General features: G+C 43.6%; 18 protein-coding genes. 8 read left to right on the plus strand and 10 right to left on the minus strand.

All coding sequences use genetic code 11. The features are described 5' to 3' along the window. Window positions 1-157: 157 nt before the first annotated feature. Window positions 158-943 (minus strand): transglutaminase-like domain-containing protein, encoded by a 786-nt coding sequence (locus tag RTJ53_RS05715; RefSeq protein WP_312276223.1) that lies wholly within the window; start codon window positions 941-943, stop codon window positions 158-160. Between the two features lie 263 nt (window positions 944-1,206). Here RTJ53_RS05715 and RTJ53_RS05720 point away from each other — a divergent pair, with 263 nt between their 5' ends. The 3 genes from RTJ53_RS05720 (at window position 1,207) to rapA (ending at window position 5,467) form a co-directional block, all read left to right on the plus strand. Next, entirely contained in the window at window positions 1,207-1,650 is a 444-nt protein-coding gene (locus RTJ53_RS05720; RefSeq protein ID WP_312276224.1) for a diacylglycerol kinase, read from the plus strand. 42 nt (window positions 1,651-1,692) lie between these two features. Further along, the gene (locus RTJ53_RS05725; protein ID WP_312276225.1) at window positions 1,693-2,505 is read left to right on the plus strand and encodes a DUF72 domain-containing protein; all 813 of its coding nucleotides are present in this window, start codon (window positions 1,693-1,695) and stop codon (window positions 2,503-2,505) included. Window positions 2,506-2,617: 112 nt separating this feature from the next. Continuing rightward, window positions 2,618-5,467, plus strand: a complete 2,850-nt coding sequence (gene rapA / locus RTJ53_RS05730; RefSeq protein WP_312276226.1) for an RNA polymerase-associated protein RapA — start codon at window positions 2,618-2,620, stop codon at window positions 5,465-5,467. Window positions 5,468-5,609: 142 nt separating this feature from the next. Here rapA and RTJ53_RS05735 read toward each other — a convergent pair whose 3' ends face one another. From RTJ53_RS05735 to RTJ53_RS05745, 3 genes are all read right to left on the minus strand, one after another. Beyond that, window positions 5,610-6,773: a hypothetical protein gene (locus tag RTJ53_RS05735; protein WP_312276227.1), complete on the minus strand. Its 1,164-nt coding sequence runs from the start codon at window positions 6,771-6,773 to the stop codon at window positions 5,610-5,612. Window positions 6,774-6,864: 91 nt separating this feature from the next. Next, window positions 6,865-8,316, minus strand: a complete 1,452-nt coding sequence (locus RTJ53_RS05740) for a hypothetical protein (protein WP_312276228.1) — start codon at window positions 8,314-8,316, stop codon at window positions 6,865-6,867. A gap of 267 nt (window positions 8,317-8,583) precedes the next feature. Then, window positions 8,584-8,790 (minus strand): hypothetical protein, encoded by a 207-nt coding sequence (locus tag RTJ53_RS05745; protein WP_312276229.1) that lies wholly within the window; start codon window positions 8,788-8,790, stop codon window positions 8,584-8,586. 170 nt (window positions 8,791-8,960) lie between these two features. On the opposite strand from RTJ53_RS05745, the gene RTJ53_RS05750 reads away from it, so the two are divergent. Then, the gene (locus RTJ53_RS05750) at window positions 8,961-10,853 is read left to right on the plus strand and encodes a DUF294 nucleotidyltransferase-like domain-containing protein (protein ID WP_312276230.1); all 1,893 of its coding nucleotides are present in this window, start codon (window positions 8,961-8,963) and stop codon (window positions 10,851-10,853) included. Between the two features lie 71 nt (window positions 10,854-10,924). Then, window positions 10,925-11,572 carry a 3'-5' exonuclease gene (locus RTJ53_RS05755; RefSeq protein ID WP_312276231.1) on the plus strand — a complete coding sequence of 216 codons (648 nt, stop codon included), beginning with the start codon at window positions 10,925-10,927 and terminating at the stop codon, window positions 11,570-11,572. Window positions 11,573-11,647: 75 nt separating this feature from the next. Here the strand turns inward: RTJ53_RS05755 and RTJ53_RS05760 are convergent, their stop codons facing one another. Further along, window positions 11,648-12,406 (minus strand): hypothetical protein, encoded by a 759-nt coding sequence (locus tag RTJ53_RS05760; protein WP_312276232.1) that lies wholly within the window; start codon window positions 12,404-12,406, stop codon window positions 11,648-11,650. A 339-nt stretch (window positions 12,407-12,745) separates the two neighbouring features. On the opposite strand from RTJ53_RS05760, the gene RTJ53_RS05765 reads away from it, so the two are divergent. Continuing rightward, complete coding sequence (locus RTJ53_RS05765) at window positions 12,746-14,554, plus strand: D-alanyl-D-alanine carboxypeptidase/D-alanyl-D-alanine-endopeptidase (RefSeq protein ID WP_312276233.1); 1,809 nt, start codon at window positions 12,746-12,748, stop codon at window positions 14,552-14,554. Window positions 14,555-14,573: 19 nt separating this feature from the next. Here RTJ53_RS05765 and RTJ53_RS05770 read toward each other — a convergent pair whose 3' ends face one another. After that, complete coding sequence (locus tag RTJ53_RS05770; RefSeq protein WP_312276234.1) at window positions 14,574-15,173, minus strand: NUDIX hydrolase; 600 nt, start codon at window positions 15,171-15,173, stop codon at window positions 14,574-14,576. Window positions 15,174-15,253: 80 nt separating this feature from the next. Further along, on the minus strand, window positions 15,254-15,403 hold the full coding sequence (locus RTJ53_RS05775) for a hypothetical protein (RefSeq protein ID WP_312276235.1): 150 nt from the start codon (window positions 15,401-15,403) through the stop codon (window positions 15,254-15,256). Between the two features lie 105 nt (window positions 15,404-15,508). On the opposite strand from RTJ53_RS05775, the gene RTJ53_RS05780 reads away from it, so the two are divergent. After that, window positions 15,509-16,069, plus strand: coding sequence for an NUDIX hydrolase (locus tag RTJ53_RS05780; RefSeq protein WP_312276236.1), 561 nt, complete (start codon window positions 15,509-15,511; stop codon window positions 16,067-16,069). Between the two features lie 112 nt (window positions 16,070-16,181). On the opposite strand, the gene RTJ53_RS05785 is transcribed toward RTJ53_RS05780, so the two are convergent. From RTJ53_RS05785 to RTJ53_RS05795, 3 genes are all read right to left on the minus strand, one after another. After that, window positions 16,182-16,316 (minus strand): FeoB-associated Cys-rich membrane protein, encoded by a 135-nt coding sequence (locus tag RTJ53_RS05785; protein WP_135890164.1) that lies wholly within the window; start codon window positions 16,314-16,316, stop codon window positions 16,182-16,184. Window positions 16,317-16,335: 19 nt separating this feature from the next. Next, window positions 16,336-18,225 carry a ferrous iron transport protein B gene (gene feoB / locus RTJ53_RS05790; protein WP_312276237.1) on the minus strand — a complete coding sequence of 630 codons (1,890 nt, stop codon included), beginning with the start codon at window positions 18,223-18,225 and terminating at the stop codon, window positions 16,336-16,338. A 118-nt stretch (window positions 18,226-18,343) separates the two neighbouring features. Then, window positions 18,344-18,664 (minus strand): FeoA family protein, encoded by a 321-nt coding sequence (locus RTJ53_RS05795; RefSeq protein WP_312276238.1) that lies wholly within the window; start codon window positions 18,662-18,664, stop codon window positions 18,344-18,346. Between the two features lie 384 nt (window positions 18,665-19,048). Between RTJ53_RS05795 and RTJ53_RS05800 the strand changes: the two genes are divergently transcribed. Next, complete coding sequence (locus RTJ53_RS05800; protein WP_312276239.1) at window positions 19,049-20,458, plus strand: patatin-like phospholipase family protein; 1,410 nt, start codon at window positions 19,049-19,051, stop codon at window positions 20,456-20,458. Window positions 20,459-20,526: the final 68 nt, after the last annotated feature.

Here is a 20,526-nt window from a genome sequence, read left to right on the forward strand (position 1 = left end):
ATCGTCAGCTCCCTATTCCAAAACACCCACCTTACATAAGTAAGTGGGTGTTTTTATTGGTCTTTGAAATTCTAAAATAAATTTCGCATATTGACGTTGAAAAATTGGTATTAAAGCCTTCTAACCAAGGCTTCAATCTCAAATGTTTATGCCAAAATTAATCGATTTTTTCTACGTTAACTTTCATATCTTTTAATTCAAATGGCGCGAAGAAAGTCGCAAAAGCAACGTCCGCAGCATCCCTTCCATAACCTAAGATCACACGACCGCCTTTGGGCGATGATTGCGTTGCGTCAAATGTGTACCAACGGTCGCCAATAAAAACCTCATACCATGCATGTAAGTCCATTGGGTCAAGTTGATATAAGTACCCAACTACCATGCGAGCCGGCATATCTAATGCCCGTGATAGACTGATGCCCAAATGGGCAAAATCACGACAGACGCCTTTTTTATGTTGCCACGTATCTAGTGCTGTGGTCTCTGCTGTACTACTCCCATATTGATAAGTAAAGTTTTGGTAAATATAGGCGCAAATTGCCGCCGCTTTGTCATAACCGTCGGCAAAATCTTGGGTTATCATTTGGGCTTCTTGAAGTAGAAATTCTGGCAGACAATAGCGACTGGGTAACAAATATACCATCGTATCTGAAGGCAGCTGCTCAATCGGTGTTTTTGGCATACCGGGTGCGACATCTATCCATTCGCTAGTATATAGCTCAACTGTTAGACGAACTTGGTAATCCCCCATCGGAAATAAAACCCTGTCACATAAGTTACCAAAATTATCGTTATAGCTTGTAACTGGTAAGGGTGGCGTGACTTGCCATTCTTCTTGAGTGATCTGCTGTGCTAACCCTGATTGCGGTCGTAATAGGAACACTGCAGGGGTTGGCTGGGAAAAGTAATAATCGAGTTGGCAAGTGGCGCGTAATTTCATCATAGATTTTTCATCAAATAAGGTGACAGCACTAACTAAAAATTGCAAGGTGGAGTGATTGCTGCAAAAAAATAGCAGAAGGCTTAGAATTTATGTCATTATCATTAAAATGGCAATCAATATTTATAGATTTTATTTGCACTTAAATTCTCATAATTTAAAGCTTGTTTATCAGTGGCTATCAATGCTCACGGCAGTAGATATTGTGAAAACTCTAGGATTAATCTATGGTAGAATGAGGAAATTTTTTAAAACCCATTACCACCATGACATCACCTAGTTCAAATCAGCGCTCTGATAAATTTGCTAGCCATTTAGATGGGTATGCCGCGCAGACCAAGGGAAAAACAGGGTTCAAACGTATCATCAATGCCGCCGGTTACTCAAAAGATGGTTTGGTTGCGGCGTATCAAAATGAAGCAGCTTTTCGACAGGTTGCATGGCTCAATAGCATTTTATTAGTTGTGCTGATTTTTTTACCTTTTATGATGCCGATTAAAATGATACTGGTGTTTTCATCGTTTTTTTCTCTCATCGTTGAGTTGTTTAATACCGGTATTGAAGCGTCAATTGACCATACATCGACAGAACGGCATCCGTTGGCAAAGATTGGTAAAGATGTAGGTTCTGCCGCGCAGCTATTAGCCTTGACGATGCTGTTTTTGTTATGGATGATGGCGCTATATACGACTTTTATTAATTTCTATTAATCAATGACGGGCTAATTTTGCAATTGAGTAGAACAATTTTCTATGAGCATCTATATCGGAACCGGTGGATACAGTGATACGGATTTTTTGGGAATCCTATATCCTGCTGACACCAAAAAAACCGAATTTTTAACCGAGTATAGTCGTCATTATGCCACTGTTGAAATCAATAGTAGCTTCTATGCGCCTTTAGGTCGAAAAGCGTATGAAGGTATGCTCAAAAAATCCAACGGGCAGCTAAAATTTTCGATTAAGATTCACCAAGATTTTACCCACCGATTAACCGCCACCGCAGAGACTGCGCAAGCTTTTTTGCAGGCGATTGAACCTATCTTGACGGCAGATTGCTTGTCTGCGTTATTGATTCAATTTCCGCATGGTTTTGATAGAACGGTGGCACATCGTCAGTATTTGGCAATCTTAACCAGTTGGTTTGATGGGTTGCCATTGGCGATAGAATTTCGCCACCAAAGCTGGCATATCCCGCAAGTTTACGCCAGTTTTCAGCAGCAAAATTTGATTTGGTGTAGTGTGGACTATCCAAATATCCATGGTTTGCCGCCCAGTCGGTTGTTATTTACTAGCCGCATCGGTTATTTACGCATGCATGGGCAAAACTTAGACTGGTGGGATGCCCATTCGGCGGCCGAGCGGCATGATTATCGATACAGGGATACAGAAATGCAAGCTTGGGCAAAGACAATTGCCAATCAACAAGCCAATTTTGATACTTTGTATATTTACTTTGAAAATACGGTAAAAGGTCACGCGGTGTATAATATCGAGATGCTCACACAAGCGCTCATGACCGAAGGTATGCCAGTCGTCAGTCGGTTGATAGCGAATGATGAATAACTAAACAGCAGCTATCAACAAAATCATTCACTTGAAAATGTAATTTTTGCTATCATAAACAGTTTTACTTTTCATCATTTAAATTTCTAATTTGGAAGCATGGTTAAGCGGTATGACTGATTTTGCGATTGGACAACGTTATCTGTCGGATACAGAGAATGAATTGGGGCTGGGCGTCGTCGTGCTCGTTGATGAACGCTGCGTGCATATTTTGTTCCCGCAAAGTGAAGAAACGCGTGTGTATGCCAAGACATCGGCGCCTTTGTCGCGTGTGACTTTCAAAGCAGGGGATACCATACATGACCAAGATGGCGCGTCGTATGTGGTCAGCGATTTTGAAGAAACTAATGGCGTCTATAAATACTCGGTTGAAGGTCATGACCGTGCGATTATGGAAACGCGCCTTGCGGCTAATATTAATTTGGCAAAACCACTTGAGCGCTTGCTCGCCAGTCGTATCCACCAAAATGATTGGTACGAACTGCGCCAAGAGCTACTGCGTACCCAAGCCTATTTGGCGTCTCATCCACTAAGAGGCTTGATGGGTGCACGTGTCGATGTTATTGAGCATCAGCTGTATATCGCCCATGAAGTCGGTAAACGTATCGCGCCGCGTGTCCTGCTTGCCGATGAGGTAGGGCTTGGCAAGACGATTGAAGCGGGTCTCATTATTCATCAGCAACTCATCACCGGCAAATCTGAGCGTATTTTGATTTTGGTACCTGATAGTTTACAGTACCAATGGATGATTGAAATGCGTCGCCGTTTCAATCTTGAGTTTGCGATTTTTGATTTGGTCAGAACCGCAGCGATTGCAGAGCATGACCCTGAGCAAAATCCTTTTACGACTGAGCAGTTGATTATTGCCAGTATCGATTTGCTACTCGACCATGAAGATTTGCATGAAAAAGCCTTGGAAGCGGGGTTTGATTTGCTGGTTGTGGATGAAGCGCACCATCTGCATTGGGACAGTGAGCAAGGGGGCAATGACAAATACGATTTGGTTGAAGATTTGGCCGAACAAACCGCAGGTGTGTTGTTACTCACAGCAACCCCTGAGCAGTTAGGTTTAGAAAGCCATTTTGCGCGGTTACGATTGTTAGATCCCAATCGTTTTAATGATTTAGACGACTTTATCGATGCAGAAGAAAATTTTGCGCAAACCGCCGCAATTGCTGAGGTGTTATTAAGTGACCAATCGCTGTCAGATAAGCAAAAATCAGCATTAGCGCAGTTGTTAGGTCATGACATCAGTGATGACGAGCAAGGTCGTGCGCGCGCCATCAATGAATTGTTAGATCGTCATGGTACTGGTCGTGTGCTATTTCGCAACACCCGTGAGAGCGTCTCTGAGCTCATTTCTGGCTTCAAAGGTCGGCGCTCAATGGCGTACCCGCTGCCGCTCCCGATAAGTTGGCAAGACAGTTATCACACGCAAGGTAAATTGCGCGAACAATTATGGCCAGAAGAGTTACAGCCGGATGGCAGTTGGCTGGAACAAGACCCGCGGGTGCCTTGGCTGGTTGATTTGCTTAAAAACACCTTAAAACATCAAAAGGTGCTACTGATTGCGCGCAGTGGGGCAACGGTTGAGAGTTTAGAGGCAGTATTACGATTGCATGCGGGCATTAAAACCGCGATTTTTACTGAGCAAATGACCCTACTGGAGCGCGACCAAGCGGCGGCATATTTTGCCGATATTGAAGGCGCGCAAGTCTTGTTGGCTTCTGAAATTGGCTCTGAAGGGCGTAATTTTCAGTTTGCCAGTGATTTGGTGCTGTTTGATTTGCCCGCCAATCCTGACACATTAGAGCAGCGGATTGGTCGCCTCGATCGGATTGGTCAGCAAAACGAGATTACCATTCATGTGCCTTTTGTCGAAGGCACGGCAACTGAACGTATGTACCGCTGGTATAACGAAGCCCTAAATATTTTTAACCAAATCTCACCCACGGCGCAAACCGTTCAAGAGCAGTTTATTGTGGATTTAAAACCGCTACTTGAAGGGCAAAAAGCCGAAGATGATGGTCAAGAAATTACTTTAGATCAGTTGATTGAAGAAGGCAACGCCCAGCGCCTCGCACTGGAAGCAGCCATGCAAGCAGGGCGTGACAGACTGCTTGAATACAATTCTTGTCGCCCGCGTGTCGCCAGTAAAATCGCTTACACCATGCGTGATTTTGATGATACCCACATGTTGCCACGTTTGTTTGAACGCTTTATGTCGTCCATCAATATGGAATATAGTGGACAGCGTGATGGCTCATTGATGCTGCATCCGAGCGATGAAGTACAAGTGCAAGGACTGTCTGTCCCTGAAGATGGTATGAACTTGACCTTTGAGCGTGACCAAGCGTTACTACGCGAAGACATGGAATTTATGACTTATGAGCATCCTTTGATGCAAAGTATCTTTGAAACGGTCAACGCAGGCACGTTTGGTAATACCACGGTTGCAACTTTGCAAAGTAATGCCATGCCTGAAGGACTAGTATTGGTCGAAGTTAATTTCCGTGTTGAAGCGATTGCGCCAAAGCTACTTAATTTACCTGCATTTTTGCCAAAGCCGCTCATTCGGGTGTTTTTAAGCCAGCAAGGGACTGATTTTAGCGATAAAATTGCGCCTGATATGATTGTGTCGCATATTCATCGTTTGGATAAAACCCGAGCGCGTCAAGTCATCAAAGCGCGTAAAGACATTATCGAAGTGCGCTATGAGCAAGCAGTAGCATTGGCAAACCAGCAATTACCTGCGATAAGTGAGCAAGCCAAAGAGGTATTTAATCAGCGCTATGAGCGTGAAGTTGAGCGCCTGCAATATTTGCAATCCATCAATCCGAATGTACGAGACGCAGAAATCAATCAATTAAAACGTTTGCAAGAACAGGGCTTACATGCCCTAGGTCATTTATCCTTAATTCCTGATAGTATCCGTGTGCTAGTCGCGGTCAAGCCCACTTAATTGTTTTGAATTTAGGTTAATTTAGGTTAATTTAGGTTAAAGGTCAGCTTATATTAGGCTGACTTTTTTATTGGTGGTATAACAACCCCTCGCAATCAACCCCCTTGCTATCCTTGTGATTTTAAAATGCGTTTAGGACAGATTACCAATCGTGTCGTACAAAAAAATTGAGTGCGATGCGTTTGGCGTCATTCATGTTTAAGTCATCGGCTAGATAACTTATGCCAAAGTCTTTATGCTTGACTTGCAGGCCGATAGCTTTAGTTTGGGGTTCTAGTAAGCCAGTCATTGCCAATGGCGTGTGTTTAAATTGGGTATGATGCGTTAGCGCTAGTTGGTGTAAATTAGTTACATCGTTAAACTCACTATATAAACCAAGCGACCAAGCTGGCGTAAAGCGTTTTTCAATCGCAGTTTGAACATGCCAAGGTAAGTTTTGACTCAAGTCTTTTTTGCTCAGCTGTCCTTCTAGTGTGTACGGTGGACGCCCAATGGCGCTGTAGTTAAAGTTATAATCTGTCATTGGCATATCGTGCCAATACATTTTTCCTAAGATATCATAAGCATCAACCATTAAAGTGGTATCGTAAGGTAATTTGCCGTTTATATGTAAGTCAAGCGAGTAGCCAATACCATTTGGGTGGTTAGGCTGCCAACCGATACGATCCTCTTTTAAAGCGGGTTTGTCATATTGATAAGACAAATCAATAGTTGCTACGCTTACCGTATCAACAAGCTTACGCTGTTCATCATAAGCAGTTTTGGTAGTTAAATCCCCCTTTAAAGTGCCAGTCAACCCATGTAATCCCTGCCAAATATTGAGCTGGGGCGTTATCTGCCATTGTTTTGGTAGTTCAAATTGGTTGGCAATACCAAACCCTAAGCGCTCACTATAATCGGCAGTGAGCTTTAATGGATAACGACGGTTTTCTGACGGTAGTTTGTTATTTTTATAATCCCAATAGACTTGAGCAGTCGCAGGATTAAAAGATAAAAGATAATCATAACGGTAGTTTAAAGCATAGCTTAGGGGGCTTTGGTCAGTAGAATAGCGGATGTCACTGCGACCTTGAATATAAGCAAAATCACCATTTTCTAAGGGCTCATCCCAATCATCGGTAAAACTATCAATCGACTGAGTCGGACTATAACTGGTAATGTCAGTTTCCCACTGAATGTTATAAGGTTTCTCAGATTCATAGGTATCCGCTTGGGCGTGACTGTTCAAACTGTAAGATATGAATAGCAGTGCAGATAGTAGTTGCAGAGATGCTTGAGAACGGCTGGCATTAAATAAAAGTTTCAAGTTGAGCACCGAACGGTCATAAGAGATTATTTTAATTAAGATAATAAAAAGAGACAGCAAACTGTCTCTTTAAAGCAACTATCATCACGTATTAAAGTGTGATTAAGCTATTATCAGTGAATTTAGCAGTAATCATACTGCCATTTTGGATTAAATCGCCATAGTCTTTACCATTAACAAGGATGTCCGCGAGTTTACCATTCGTGCTAATAGCATCATTATTTTTGTCAAACTTGACAGTAATCGTCGCTTTGTTTTGTTTGAAAGTAACTTCCGAGTTTAGTAACTCATTATTCGCATCAAAATTGCTTGTACCCAATGCGTATAGTGTTTTACCTTCTACGGTGGCAACCAAGTTATCAAGACTAACAACTTTATTGGCTTTACGATTTAAGGTTGCTTGGAAATCTAATGGAATGGCTTTGTTGTTTTCGCCGGTCGCTTGACCTTTGATACTAACCAAGGCAGTGATTGGCAAAGTTACGCCATTTTTTTCAACAACCTCATCATTGGCATCAATCACAAGCATATTTTTGATATCACTTTCTTTAGCACTTGCATTTAAAGAAAACGTTGCATCAGTTTTTGGCGTCGCCATTTTCAACTGACCTGCGATTTTAAATTGATATGGGACTGTACGAATTAGTGTTTGACCATTGACGATATTGCTAATGTCTAAAGCCGATGCTGAGAGTTCAGTAGCATTAACTGTATTGCCATTTGCAGTTAGCACAATATTTTTAATAGTGGCTTCACCTTTGTTAAGGGTAGTCCCAGCCATGTGCACGGTATCAATATCAAATTCGCTGTCATAATTCACGTTTTTGCTGAAACTTGCGTTAAATTGCCCTGCGGTTTGGTTGGCAGTTAAGTTAACCAACTCTGCGCCACTACCAATTGTAATACTGTCAAAACCAAAATTACCTTGAATGGTACTGCTATTTTGTATTCTATCTAAGGTATCTTTATAACCTTTATAAACTACCTCATAGATATCTTTGTCAACTTGTTGATAAGTATAACGATTATTGACTCGAACATAGTCATAAATATCTTTGGTTGCTGTTAGCTTGCCTTGCATCGTAAATTGGTCATCAGCAGTACGAGAAATTTGAAAATCGCTACTAGGCACTAGACTAATTTGTCCCAAATATGAATATAAATTTTCAAATGATGTGGTATCACGCTTAGTCAAATCTTGTAATTGTGCTGCAGTCAATGTAGTTAAATTATGCTTACGCATATAATCATGGATGATGGCTGGTATATCTACTGCATCAGATAAGCGATCCTGCTGTTTATCAGTCATTAAATCGCTAGCACTTTCATACGTTTTTTGCACAGAATCTGCATCGGTCAAAAACAACTTTGCAGTACGAACAATTTCTTTGGCTTGTTCAATTTCTGATAAACTGGTGTTTACAGGGGGATTTGTCGCATTGCCTGTACTGGATGAAGATGAGTCGCTACCGCCACAAGCCGTCAATCCGCTTGCCATTAACATGATAGAAAGGGTGGCAATTGAGAGTTTTTTAATTTTCATATATATCTCCTAAGTTTAGATAAAAAGAGTTAGTTAACCAATTTTAGTTAAAAAGAGTGAACTAAAGTCTTTTATGATATTAACAAATATTTAGAAAACTAAAAGTTTTTGTTACATAAAGCAACAATATAGATAAGAAAAATAAAATTTATTTTTTAGTATTTTTTATAACCCTAATATAATTATGGTTAGCGGTAAGTACATTTTGACTCTCAATAAATTAACGTTAATATTGAAAAAATGTTAAGCCCCCAAAGCTAATAGGGATTACCTCTCAGGATTAACCACATTCATACTAAATTTGAGTCCGATACTAGTGAGTACAATCGCTAGCGGCAATAGCACCATCGCAATGCGTTGGGTTTTATGCCTGACAGGCGGCTCCTTACTGACTTTAGATAATAAAAAACATAGCATACCCGCGACCAATGTCAAAATCCCTAGACCTAAACAAAGAAAACCTAAATAATTCATCTGTTTACCCATTACCCATACTGATATGTTTGACGGGTGTAAATTACATACCACCACGACCCATCGATATTTGTTGAAACATGATTGTTGCCTCAGACAACTTTGATTATAATCTAACAAGACTCATAGGACATGAGATTTATTTTTAGCCGCAATACAAGGATGGTGATATGAGTGGCTCAACGATACAGACTTTGGACATACAACATCTACACCAGCCCCCGTTTGATACATTAAGCGTTCAGCAGCGAACCCATCTGCAGCAGCACAGTAAAATCGTCTATTTGGACAACTTGCAGCCCATACCTGCAGGATGGCAAGGGGATTTTTTCATTATCCTTAAAGGCTTTGTTCATCAATTACAAGGTGATACGTTGATTTCTACCTTAAACGCAGGCGATTGGTTTGATACCAAGGTCAGGCAAAACGGCGTGTTCAACTTTATCACCCAGCAGCAAAGTCTGATGTACCGTATCGATGGGCAAGTGCTAAGTGCAATCACCGAGCAAAATCCCACCTTAAAAAACGCCTTGTTTGCCGATGTCGCTGCCCGTCTCAACCATCACCAAGCCCGCCTTGCCCAAAGTGAAAGTCAAAAACTGCTATATCAACCGATTGCCAATTTGGGGCAGCATATCAAACCGCCGCATTTTGTCGATGATACGGCAACGCTGTATGAAGCCACCATGGCGATGAACCAATTTGACATCAAGCATATTTTGGTTAAGTCACAAGCGCGAATGACCGAAGCGGAGCGTGACAAACTCATCGCACAAGGTGTCGAAAAATCTACCATCGCAGCGTATGTCGAGCGCATCGGTATTTTTACCCAAACCGATGTGTGCCGAGCGATTGGACAAAAAGTTGATTTTGCTACCACGCCTGTGCTGGACTTTACTAATTTTAAAATCCATACCGTGCATCAATCGCAAGATGTGAGTGAAGCCTTGCTGACCATGCTACAAACTCGTACCCACCGTTTACCCATTATTGACAGTCAAGGTCAAATCATTGGGATTTTGGGACAAACCGAATTACTGAGCTTTTTAACCAACCATTCCAATCTTATTGTTGCTCGTATTGAGCAAGCGCAGAGCCTAGAGGATGTTGCGGTGGCGGTGGAGTTGATTGGTAAATTTATCCGTGAGCAGCACGCGAGCGGCATCAAAATCCATGTTATCAGCCGTATGGTACAAAGTTTGAATTTACAAGTGTTTGCCAAGGTATGGCAGCTAATTGTGCCTGCTATCACCTTCTACAATACCTGTCTGTTTGTGATGGGCTCAGAAGGGCGTGGCGAACAAATCTTGCGTACTGACCAAGACAATGCGCTGATTATCCGCAATGGTTTTAAAGATGATAATCTGCCCAGCTATGCCGCGCAGTTCAATGAGGCATTGGCGAACATGGGTTATCCCTATTGTGATGGCAAGATTATGCTTAGCAACGAGCGTTGGCGAAAAACTTCAACCGCATTTGAAAAACAAATCACCGCATGGTACGTGAGTGGCAGTAGTGAAGATATGATGTGGATTGCGACCTTAGTCGATGCGCATTTTGTTTGCGGCGATATTAAGCTCTTTGAGCAGCTGCAAAAACATTGGCAAGTCAGCGCGCAAAATGTGGCGACTAGTAACTTTATCAACCGTTTCGCCAAACCAATTTTACAATTTGGCGATAGCAGTGGTTGGTGGCAAAAATTTGTCGGTGCCAGTGAAACCGATATTGACCTAAAAAAAGCAGGGATATTCCCGATTGTCCACGGCGTGCGCGCCTTGTCACTGGAATATCATATCACTGAGACCAATACTCGAAGTCGACTGCAGCAGCTGGCACAGCAACAGGTGCTAGATGACATCATGGCGCAAAATCTGGCAGAAGCACTGGATTTTTTTATGGCAAAACGACTGGATGTGGCATTGACCACACAGGATAGAACAGCGCGAGCGGTAAATCCCAATCACTTATCAGCACTGGAAAAAGACTTGTTAAAAGAATGTTTGGCGATGGTCAAAGATTTTAAAACCTTCATTACCCATCATTATCGCCTAGATATTTTTTAACTAAGTAGATATTTTTTAATTGAAGATATTTTTTAACTAAATAGATAGTGTTAATTGCCTAGAGAAAAGCCATGTTTCATCGCATCAAAAATCTGTTCAGCGTTCAAAAACTTGAGCGACAAAAACAGCGGCTCAGCAAGCCTGAGTACGCTTATCTGTTTGATACCCCGCTATCTAAAGTCCCCAATGAGTGGGTGAGCCTAGACCTAGAAATGACCGGGCTTAATGCCAAACAAGATTATATTTTAAGTGTCGGCGCAGTACAGGTACGCAAAGAAAGTAACGGGTTTGTGATTGATACCGATAGCGCGCTGTCCTTGGTATGCCGTCCGCCTGTGATGCCAACCCAGGACACCATTGTGATTCACGGATTAAGACCGATAGATGTTGACAATGGCTTATCGTATGACGAGATGCTCACCCAATTATTGCCAATGCTTAAAAACCGTCCGATAATTGGGTTTTGTGTGGACATGGACATGGCGTTTTTAAATGCCATTGCCAAACCGTTTTTGGGTGTGGAACTGGCTAATAAACTTGTCGATGTCAGTCGCTTGTATCAACAAAATCAGCATCGACATGACCCTAGCCAAGTTGGGCAGTTACCACACCTCAATCAACTGCTAGAAGAATACCAAATCCCGCGATTACCTGCCCATAATGCCTTGAATGATGCCATCATGACTGCCATGTTATTTACCCACCTGATGCAGTCATAGCAGGCTTATGAAGTCATAAAAACTAACCGACATAAAAAAACTCTCATCATGAGAGTTTTTTATTTAAAAATGACTTTATTTTTTGCTAGCCGCGGCGTCTGCGCCTTTTGGCTTGATGCCTGCTTCTTGGGTTAATTGCATCAACATGGTACGGGCTTCTTCAGCGGATTTTTGCGCTTTTTCCATTGACTTAGCAATTTCTGGATTGGTCTCTGGGGTTGCCGTTGGTTTTTTGATTAAAGCCGCCGTACCGGCACGGCTATTGGTAATACTTTCAACCATTTTATCGCGGGTTTGTGCAACACGGGGGTCATTAAATTTTAATTTGTTGAGCGTGGCTTTTTGCAAATCTAACTGTGCCACCACTTCTTTAAAGAAAGCTTGTTGGTCAGCAGGTGTTTTGGCGTTTTGCATTTTTTTTGCCATTTCTGCTTGTTTGGCTTGGGTATTGCGGTCAAGCTCGTTTAAGGTTTTAAATAACTGCGTCAAATCCGCTTTTAGAGCAAGATTAGGGGTCGCAGCCGCGGCATTATTGGCGGCAACTGTAGGCGCGCTGCTGACGTTGGCGGTTTTTTCTGCAGTCGCTGGCGTGGTGACAGTTATCGTGGTTGACGAAGCAGCGGTGATAACGGCAGCACTAGCAGGCGCGCTAGAGGTGGCTTGGGAAGCCGCCACAGGGGCAGTAGTCGTAGAGGTTGACGTGGTGGTGGTCGTCGTTGCAGAAGCAGTGGTGGTTGCGGCTTTGTCATCTTTTTTTGAGCATGCAGATAGCGCTAGCACAACACTCATAGCGCCTATAGTCATGGCAGAGGTGGCGATAGATTTGTTTAACATAGAGTTTTTTTAACCTAAATAATTTTTTAATTTAAATAATTTTTCACCCAAAACAATTGGGGGCAGCGTTCTCGATTGAAACCCAAAACGGCAATAGCAGTGACTGAAATGTTGCAATTAGGCGACAGTTTAGCAAATATCTAAAAATTGAAATGTAGAGAATTGCAACAGAAGGCTACGGCAGTTTGTCTAAATGCCTTAATTTTAGCCGATTTGCTATGAAATCAGGTGGATTTTTACGGCAAAAAGCGATAAGGTGGCAGCTTATTTTTGCCTAATTTATTTTTGCTTAATAAGATTCGATACCTAGTATAGATTCGTCACATTGTTGCTGTTGTTATGAAAAATTCGCGCCAATCCGTGGGTCTGCAAACCCGCGCTACTCAATTATTGTCTTTAAAAACGGGTTTGTTGCTATGGATGGCTTGTCTGTCCTTGGTGGGTCATACGTCAGATACCACACAAGTCCAGCCGCCAATACCCACTGACCCAGTGGCTAAGCAAAGCCATGCAGTCATGGGGCAACGCGATCCAGTCAGTAAGCTACCTGAAACGATTCAGGCCAAACTTGCCCAAGCCAATATTCCGACCGATAGTATGAGTATGGTGGTACAACCGCTAACGGACAATCCACAAAATGCAGCGTCGACTGCGCCCCAAACGCCTTTGTTTAGTTATAATGCTGATGTGCCACGCACCCCTGCATCTACGCAAAAACTGATTCCCACTTATGTGGCACTCGATAGTTTGGGCAAAGATTTTGTTTGGCAAACCAAATTATACCAGAATGGTTTTGTGTGGAAAGGCACGCTTTATGGTGATGTGATTGTGCAGGGCAGTGGCGACCCAAAACTGGAAAACGAGCGCTTGTACCAGCTACTTGCCATGATTAAAGCGCAGGGTATTAAGCAAGTACAAGGCAATTTAATCATCGATAATCGCCAATTTGAAGGGGTGGATTTTGATGTTAACGCGTTTGATGGTAAAGGGTTACGCCCTTATAATGCCCAGCCCAATGCTTTGTTAACCAATTTTGGTACAGTGGAAGTGGATTTAGTGCCACTGCCAAAACCCAATGCCACACCCGTCGTAAAGCCTAATACCAGTAGCGTCACGCGATCCACAACATCAGCTTCGACAGATATCGACAATCCCGCGGCAAATCTTGAGCAAATCCAAAGCAAACCCTCGATTAATCCCAAAGACGTAGCGGCGTATCAAGTCAGCCTAAAGCCTGCGCTGGCAAACTTTACTATGCCTTCAACACTTAAAGCCAGTCAAGAGCCTTGTAATAACAACCAAGATGATTGGATTGGGACATTGACGTCCACAGGATTGAGCTTTCACCAAACCGCGTCCGCCTTTTGTGGTGAGCAAAAGCGCTATCTGACGTTTCCTGATGGGGATGTACTGGTCAAACAACAAATCATCGCTGACTGGCAAAACATCTTGCCAAACTTTACAGGGAATATTGAATTTGCCAATCCTGCGGTGCCTTATATGCAGCAAGCCAAGGCGATACCGCAAGCGCTACCTTGGTATATTCGGTTATACCTAAAATACTTTGGCAAACCCTTGACCCCAAAATTGGTTGGCTATGTCGCCTCCAATCCATTGCACGAGCAAATCAAAGACATCAATCAGCACTCCAACAATGTGATGACCGAACAAATCGCCTTGTCGCTACCACTGTATGCCGACAAGCAGCGTATCAGCACTTATCCAAAAACCTTTGCCTACATCCACCAGTGGTGGCAACAAAAGCTGCCCCAAACACAGCCCCCTGTGATGACTAGAGCCTCAGGTTTATGCCGTGATTGCCGCGTGGCGCCCAATAGTATGTTAGCGCTGCTAACTCTCGCTTATCATTCACCCAATTTTACCGTATATCGTGATTCCTTGGGCGTGGCAGGCGAGTCGGGTACCATCAAAGCGCTCAAACTGCGCCAGCCAAATAACCCTGCCATTGGGCATGCTTGGATCAAAACAGGCACGCTCGATAATGTCACCAGTATGGCAGGCTATGTTCAAGGCAAATCAGGAAAATGGTATGCAGTGGTTGGGATGATTAATGCCGACAATGTCAAAAATAATAGCAATGCCAAAGCCGTGCTGGATGAAATGCTAGCGTGGACAGCGCTGCAGTGATTGGTTTGTGGTTGATTGGCTATTTATCGTGAACATTAAAATACCAATCAATCTGGCGGTCAAATCCCATTTCCAGTAGGCTTGCGGTGATGCGTCCAGTCAAGCCCCACACGGTCTCGCCATCAATGATAAAGCTCGGTGATACCATCACTTGGCGACCCAAATCATACGCATAATCGATGGTCGGCTGGTGAATGAGCGTGGCTAAATCTGCCCAAAATAGCCTTGCAATTTCGCACATTTCTGGCACAAGGTTAACACCGGGTGGTATTACCCCCACAATCGGTTTGACAGGTCTGCCGCTTTTGGCAAATTGTAGTGGCAATTCGCCCAACACAGTCACTTGACTGGGATGAATACCTGTTTCCTCATGCGTTTCTCGTAACGCGGTAGCTTGGTTGCTATCATCCGTGTCTTCGCGTCTTCCCCCTGCAAATGATACTTCGCCGGCATGTTCTCGCATATCCGAAGCGCGCAACGAGTACAAAACTTTTGGCTCAGCTTCGTTGGTAATGGCGATGAGTACCGAATACGGCTGCGGCGTAGGGTCGAATGGCAGTTTTGCAATTCGCTCTGCCAGTTGGGTCAGTAAAGGACTTTGAAATCTAGTTGTGGACATATTTTTTAATTCATCAAAATTTAATGGGCAATTTCGCAATGTTTATACGGCGCTTTGAGTTGAACGAATTTATCTAAAACTCATTGTCTATTGTCGATATCACTATCAAGCGGTAATGCTGGCATAGCTGAAACAGTTTTTTGCATACTAGGCTGGGTATGCAGCGCGTTACAACCTGCTAATAATTCCAAACTTAATACCCAGCTAAATACTAAGCTAAACTTGCTCATAATCGGCTGCTCAAATCATTTTTATCATGTAAAAACCTGCAATCAATGCTACCATACTTAAAACGACTTTCACCTTACAAAACATAAAAATAATAGGAAAATACCATGCCTTACTGCCTGCAATGCGGTCATCTAGCCGAAACCAAAATCCCGCCGATGGACAGTCTGCCGCGCATTGTATGCCCGTCTTGTGGCTACATCCATTACGAAAATCCCAAAGTCATCAACGGCTGTTTACTCATCCATGAAGATAAAGTTTTGCTCTGTCGCCGCGCGATTGAACCGCGGCATGGTTATTGGACGCTGCCTGCAGGCTTTATGGAGCTTGGCGAGACCATGAAAGATGGCGGCAATCGTGAGTGCTTTGAAGAAGCCGAAGCCATCGGCAGTGGATTAGAGCTATATTGTCTATACGACATACCAGATATCGGACAGATTCATATGATATTTATTGGCTCGCTCAAAGATGGCAAATTTGGCGTGGGCATCGAGAGCCTAGAATGTGCGCTGTTTGCCGAAGAAGATATCCCTTGGCAAGACTTGGCATTCCAAAATGTCATTGAAACGCTGCAACATTATTTTGCTGACCGTAAAGCAGGGGCAACTTTGGGTAATTTCCCCATCCATCAGCAAGTAATTACCAAATACGTGCATTTGGGCGATTAAGTGTCCATTTAAATAGTAAATTTTAAACGGCAAATTGTTCGCTAAAAAGATACGGGCGTGGCGCATACGCCCTAACTATCTACGTTCTAAACACCAAGATTATAATCTTCACTCAATGACCGCATTTACCACAGCCGCCACAACTATTATTTTTGCTAGTTAAGCGCTTTTTGGCTTTGATTGCCACATATATTAGCGCTATCAATACCATCAACATCACAATAAAAGTCTGCATTTGCGCGTTCATAATGACTCCTTCCAATCAATTAATTAACGAGTATATCTGTCACACGATAAGTAATAAAAGCTGCGATATAGGCTAATACAAATAAAAATGCCACAATCATCGCCGTATATTTGCCGGAATTGCTCTCTCGTTTAATGGTGGCAATCGTTGCCATACACATGGGTGCATAGATATACCACGCCAAAAACGCAAACGCCGTTGGGAGTCCCCAATGATTGCGGATAATCGGGATTAAGCCTTCACTCACCGCCGCTTCATCACCACTCACCGCATACACAGTACCCATCGCAGCGACCACCACTTCACGGGCAGCAATGCCAGGAATCATGGCGATACAGGTTTGCCAATCAAACCCAATCGGCGCGAAAAGCGGATGAATCCAATGCCCAAGATGACCGGCAATACTATAATCAATCGCAGGACCTGTGGCGTTGGCAGGCGGTTTTGGGAAAGTCACCAATACCCATAACAATACAGACAACGAAAAAATAATCGTACCTGCGCGTGTCAAGAACGCTTTAACTTTATCCCAAAGGCTAATCGCAATATGGCGCACATTGGGCAAGCGATAAGTCGGTAGCTCCATCATCAGCGCCGTCAAGCTCGTGCGCCCTTGTACTTTAGCTATCCATTTAAGCCCCAAGGCGACCAAAGCGGCTGATACAATCCCAGCAAGATAGAGCGCAAACAAAGTCAGACCTTGCAGATTAAACAGCCCCAATACTTTGGTATCAGGAATCACGGCAGCGATGATTAATGCATAAATCGGCAAGCGTGCTGAACAGGTCAACATCGGTGCCAATGCCATGGTGACAAGGCGCTCGCGGGCATTGGGAATGGTGCGAGTCGCCATGACCGAAGGTACGGCGCAGGCAAAACTTGAAAGCAGCGGGATAAACGCCCGACCTGACAAGCCTGTTTTTGCCAATAAGTTATCCAGCAAAAAAGCGGCGCGTGGCAAATAACCCGAATCTTCTAACACCAAAATAAACAAAAACAGAATCGTAATCTGCGGCAAAAAAACAATCACCCCGCCGACACCCGCAAGCACGCCATCGACCAATAGACTTTGTAACAGTCCAGAACCTAACTGAGCGGTAATCCAAGTCCCTAGCGTATTGACTAGGCTATCTAAGCCATCCATCAACGGGGCAGCCCACGAATACACCGCTTGGAACATCACAAACAGCACCATCAGCAAAATCACCATGCCCCAAAATGGGTGCAATAACAGACTGTCTAAACGCTCATGCCAATTGGGTAGGGCGCCTTTTTCGCGTACCGCATGGGCGATAATCGAGTCGGCTTCATGGTATAAGACAGTGGCATCTAAGTTATCAATGGTGTCAGCGACTTGGGTAAAATATTGCGCGTTACGCAGCGCGATAGCGGATTGGTTGGCTTGCTGCGCCACAAACTCACCGAGTAGTTGGTGCAATTTGGCAGTGCCGTCACGTTTGATGGCGATGGTTTTGACCACGGGCATACCCAAGACTTCCGCTAGCGCATCTTCATCAATCACCACCCCGCGTGAAGCTGCGACATCGGATAAATTGAGCGCAACCATCATCGGCAAGCCCAGTTGTTTGAGCTCCAGTAGCATCCGCAAACTCAGACGCAAATTCGTCGCATCGGCGACCGCGATAATGCCATCAAGCGGTTTTTCACCTGCCTGTTGACCGAGCAATACCTCACGGGTGACCTGCTCATCAGGGCTGGTGGTGCGCAAACTATAAGTACCGGGTAAATCTAAGATAGTGACCGCTGGATTGCCCAACCACGTGGCAAATTTTTTGTCCACGGTGACGCCAGAGTAGTTGGCAATTTTTGCTTTTGCACCCGTCAAGGCATTAAAAGTAGCCGTTTTACCGCAGTTTGGTGCCCCGACCAATGCCAACGTGATTGCCATAATAACCCTCTAATTCAACACTATCTATCTATACCCTAAAAAAACAAAAAGCGTAGCCACTCATCTGCTACGCCTGCTATCTCTCAACCTAACATCTATTAAACAGTGACAAAAATCGTTACACCCTACGGCACTTAATCTTAGCAAGCTCATCACGGCGTAAACTAAACTGCGCACCACCTGCTAATTGGATAGCAAAGGGGGGGCGCCCAAACAAGCCTTTTGCCACGATTTTAATCGCTGTATTTGGCAAAAATCCCAAATCATGCAGGCGCCGGCTCACTAAATTGTCTTGCAAACCAAATGCAGGATTGGCAATGATTTCTTCCACATAAGCGATAGTGTGTTTTGGTAGGTCTAACAAGGGCTGAGCCGCTGCTTTTGGGGAGATTGACTCTGGCACGGGTGCCATGTCATTAGAAAATGTCAATACGGTCATCTTGCTGCCTTTCGCGAACGGTTTAGCTTTAAAATAGAAAATAAAGCACTCAATGAAAGCGAGTAAATACGAACTAAAGTATAAATGAGAGACATTATCTTTTAGTGATAATTATTATTATGCTAACGTCTTAAAAAATCAAGCAGCGATTCAATTTTTTTAATATAGCATTGAGTTTTTTTTAAAATTGCGCGTATTCACCTTGATACGACATAGATATTTAAGCAACAATGTTGATGTTTAATCAAAGGTTCATGAATGACAAAATCATCAAAAAAGTCACGCATATATCATTTTGTCGCTATAAAATCTTGCTACAATACTTGAGTGATATATATTCTATACTAGATAAAAACCACTATACTTATGGATGATGAGATTATTATGTCAACTAGAAAAACCATCCCTACACCTGCACAACCATCCAAGCCATCACCTGATATTAAGCCATCACCTGATAATTTATCACCGCTCAAGGCGATAGAGCCACCAAACCCAAACCCCAATCAACCCACCCCACAAGGCACACCACCGCTCAAAGAATTGGTCAAACAATACGATAGCGTGTCGTTGCTGCTGCAAGGTGGCGGTGCGCTCGGTGCCTACCAAGCAGGAATTTATGAAGGACTGCATAAACAAGGCATCAAAATCGACCGTATCTCAGGTATTTCAATCGGCGCGCTCAATACCGCCATCATCGCAGGTAACCGTCCAGAGAACCGCTTGGCGGCACTGCAAGGGTTTTGGAATACCATCACCCATCGTAACTACACCCCTGCAGGGATGAATGTCTACCGTCAAACGGCCAATGAGCTAGATAAACTCAGCAAGATTGACATGGTAAGCCATTTTATGCCTTGGATATTTGAAAATGGCTTTTTAAAGCAGCAGCTACGGGTGATGGAATCTACCGCTGAGGCTTGGCAAACCATGATTGAAGGACAGCGTGGCTTTTTTAAACCGCGTTATTTTGTGCCGTATGACACCACCCCCAATCACTTAAGCTATTATACCACCGACAAGCTGCGCGAGACCCTTGAGCGTTATTGTGACTTAAAACTGGTCAATGACGTCAATCGGATGAAAGTATCGGTGTCTGCGGTCAATGTGCGTAACGGTAACTTTGCTATTTTTAGCAATGAAAATGAAGAACTGCGCTATGATCACTTTATCGCATCGGGCGCATTGCCGCCAGGTTTTCCAGCGGTTGAGATTGATGGGGAGTATTATTGGGATGGCGGATTGGTGTCCAACACGCCACTCAATGAAATCTTAAGCCATGAAGAGCACCTCAAGCAATTGATTTTCCAAGTGGATTTATGGAATGCCAAGGGCACGGTGCCAGAGAATATGATGGAGATTGATGAGCGCGTCAAAGACATCCAATATTCCAGCAAAACCCGCATGGTCACTGACTTTATGGCGCAAAAATTGCGTTATACGCGCCTTATCAAAGAGTTACTCGAAATCATCGATGACGATGCCAAAATTGATAAAGTTGAAGAACTGTGCGTCAATAAAGCCCGCGAAATGACAGAAGTCGGTGTCAAAAACGTGATTCATCTGATTTATCACAAAAAGACTTACGAGCGCGGCTATAAAGACTACGAGTTTAGCGGCTCAACCATGCAAGAGCACTGGGAAAGTGGCTTACAAGATATTGAGAACACTTTTCGCCACCCCGATTGGTTTATGCTACCTGAAACCGATGACATCTTTGTCAGCCATGATATCCACCAAAAACGCAAACGCTTGGCACAGGTCAGTACCCTGCTAAAAAATCTTGAAGACTAGCAGTCGTTCCACGTTGAATCTTTACAAGCTGAAGGCTTACAAAAAGTCAAAAAAAGTGATGGTATCTA

This window comes from Moraxella sp. CTOTU46711, from assembly GCF_031975715.1.
Lineage (GTDB): Bacteria > Pseudomonadota > Gammaproteobacteria > Pseudomonadales > Moraxellaceae > Faucicola.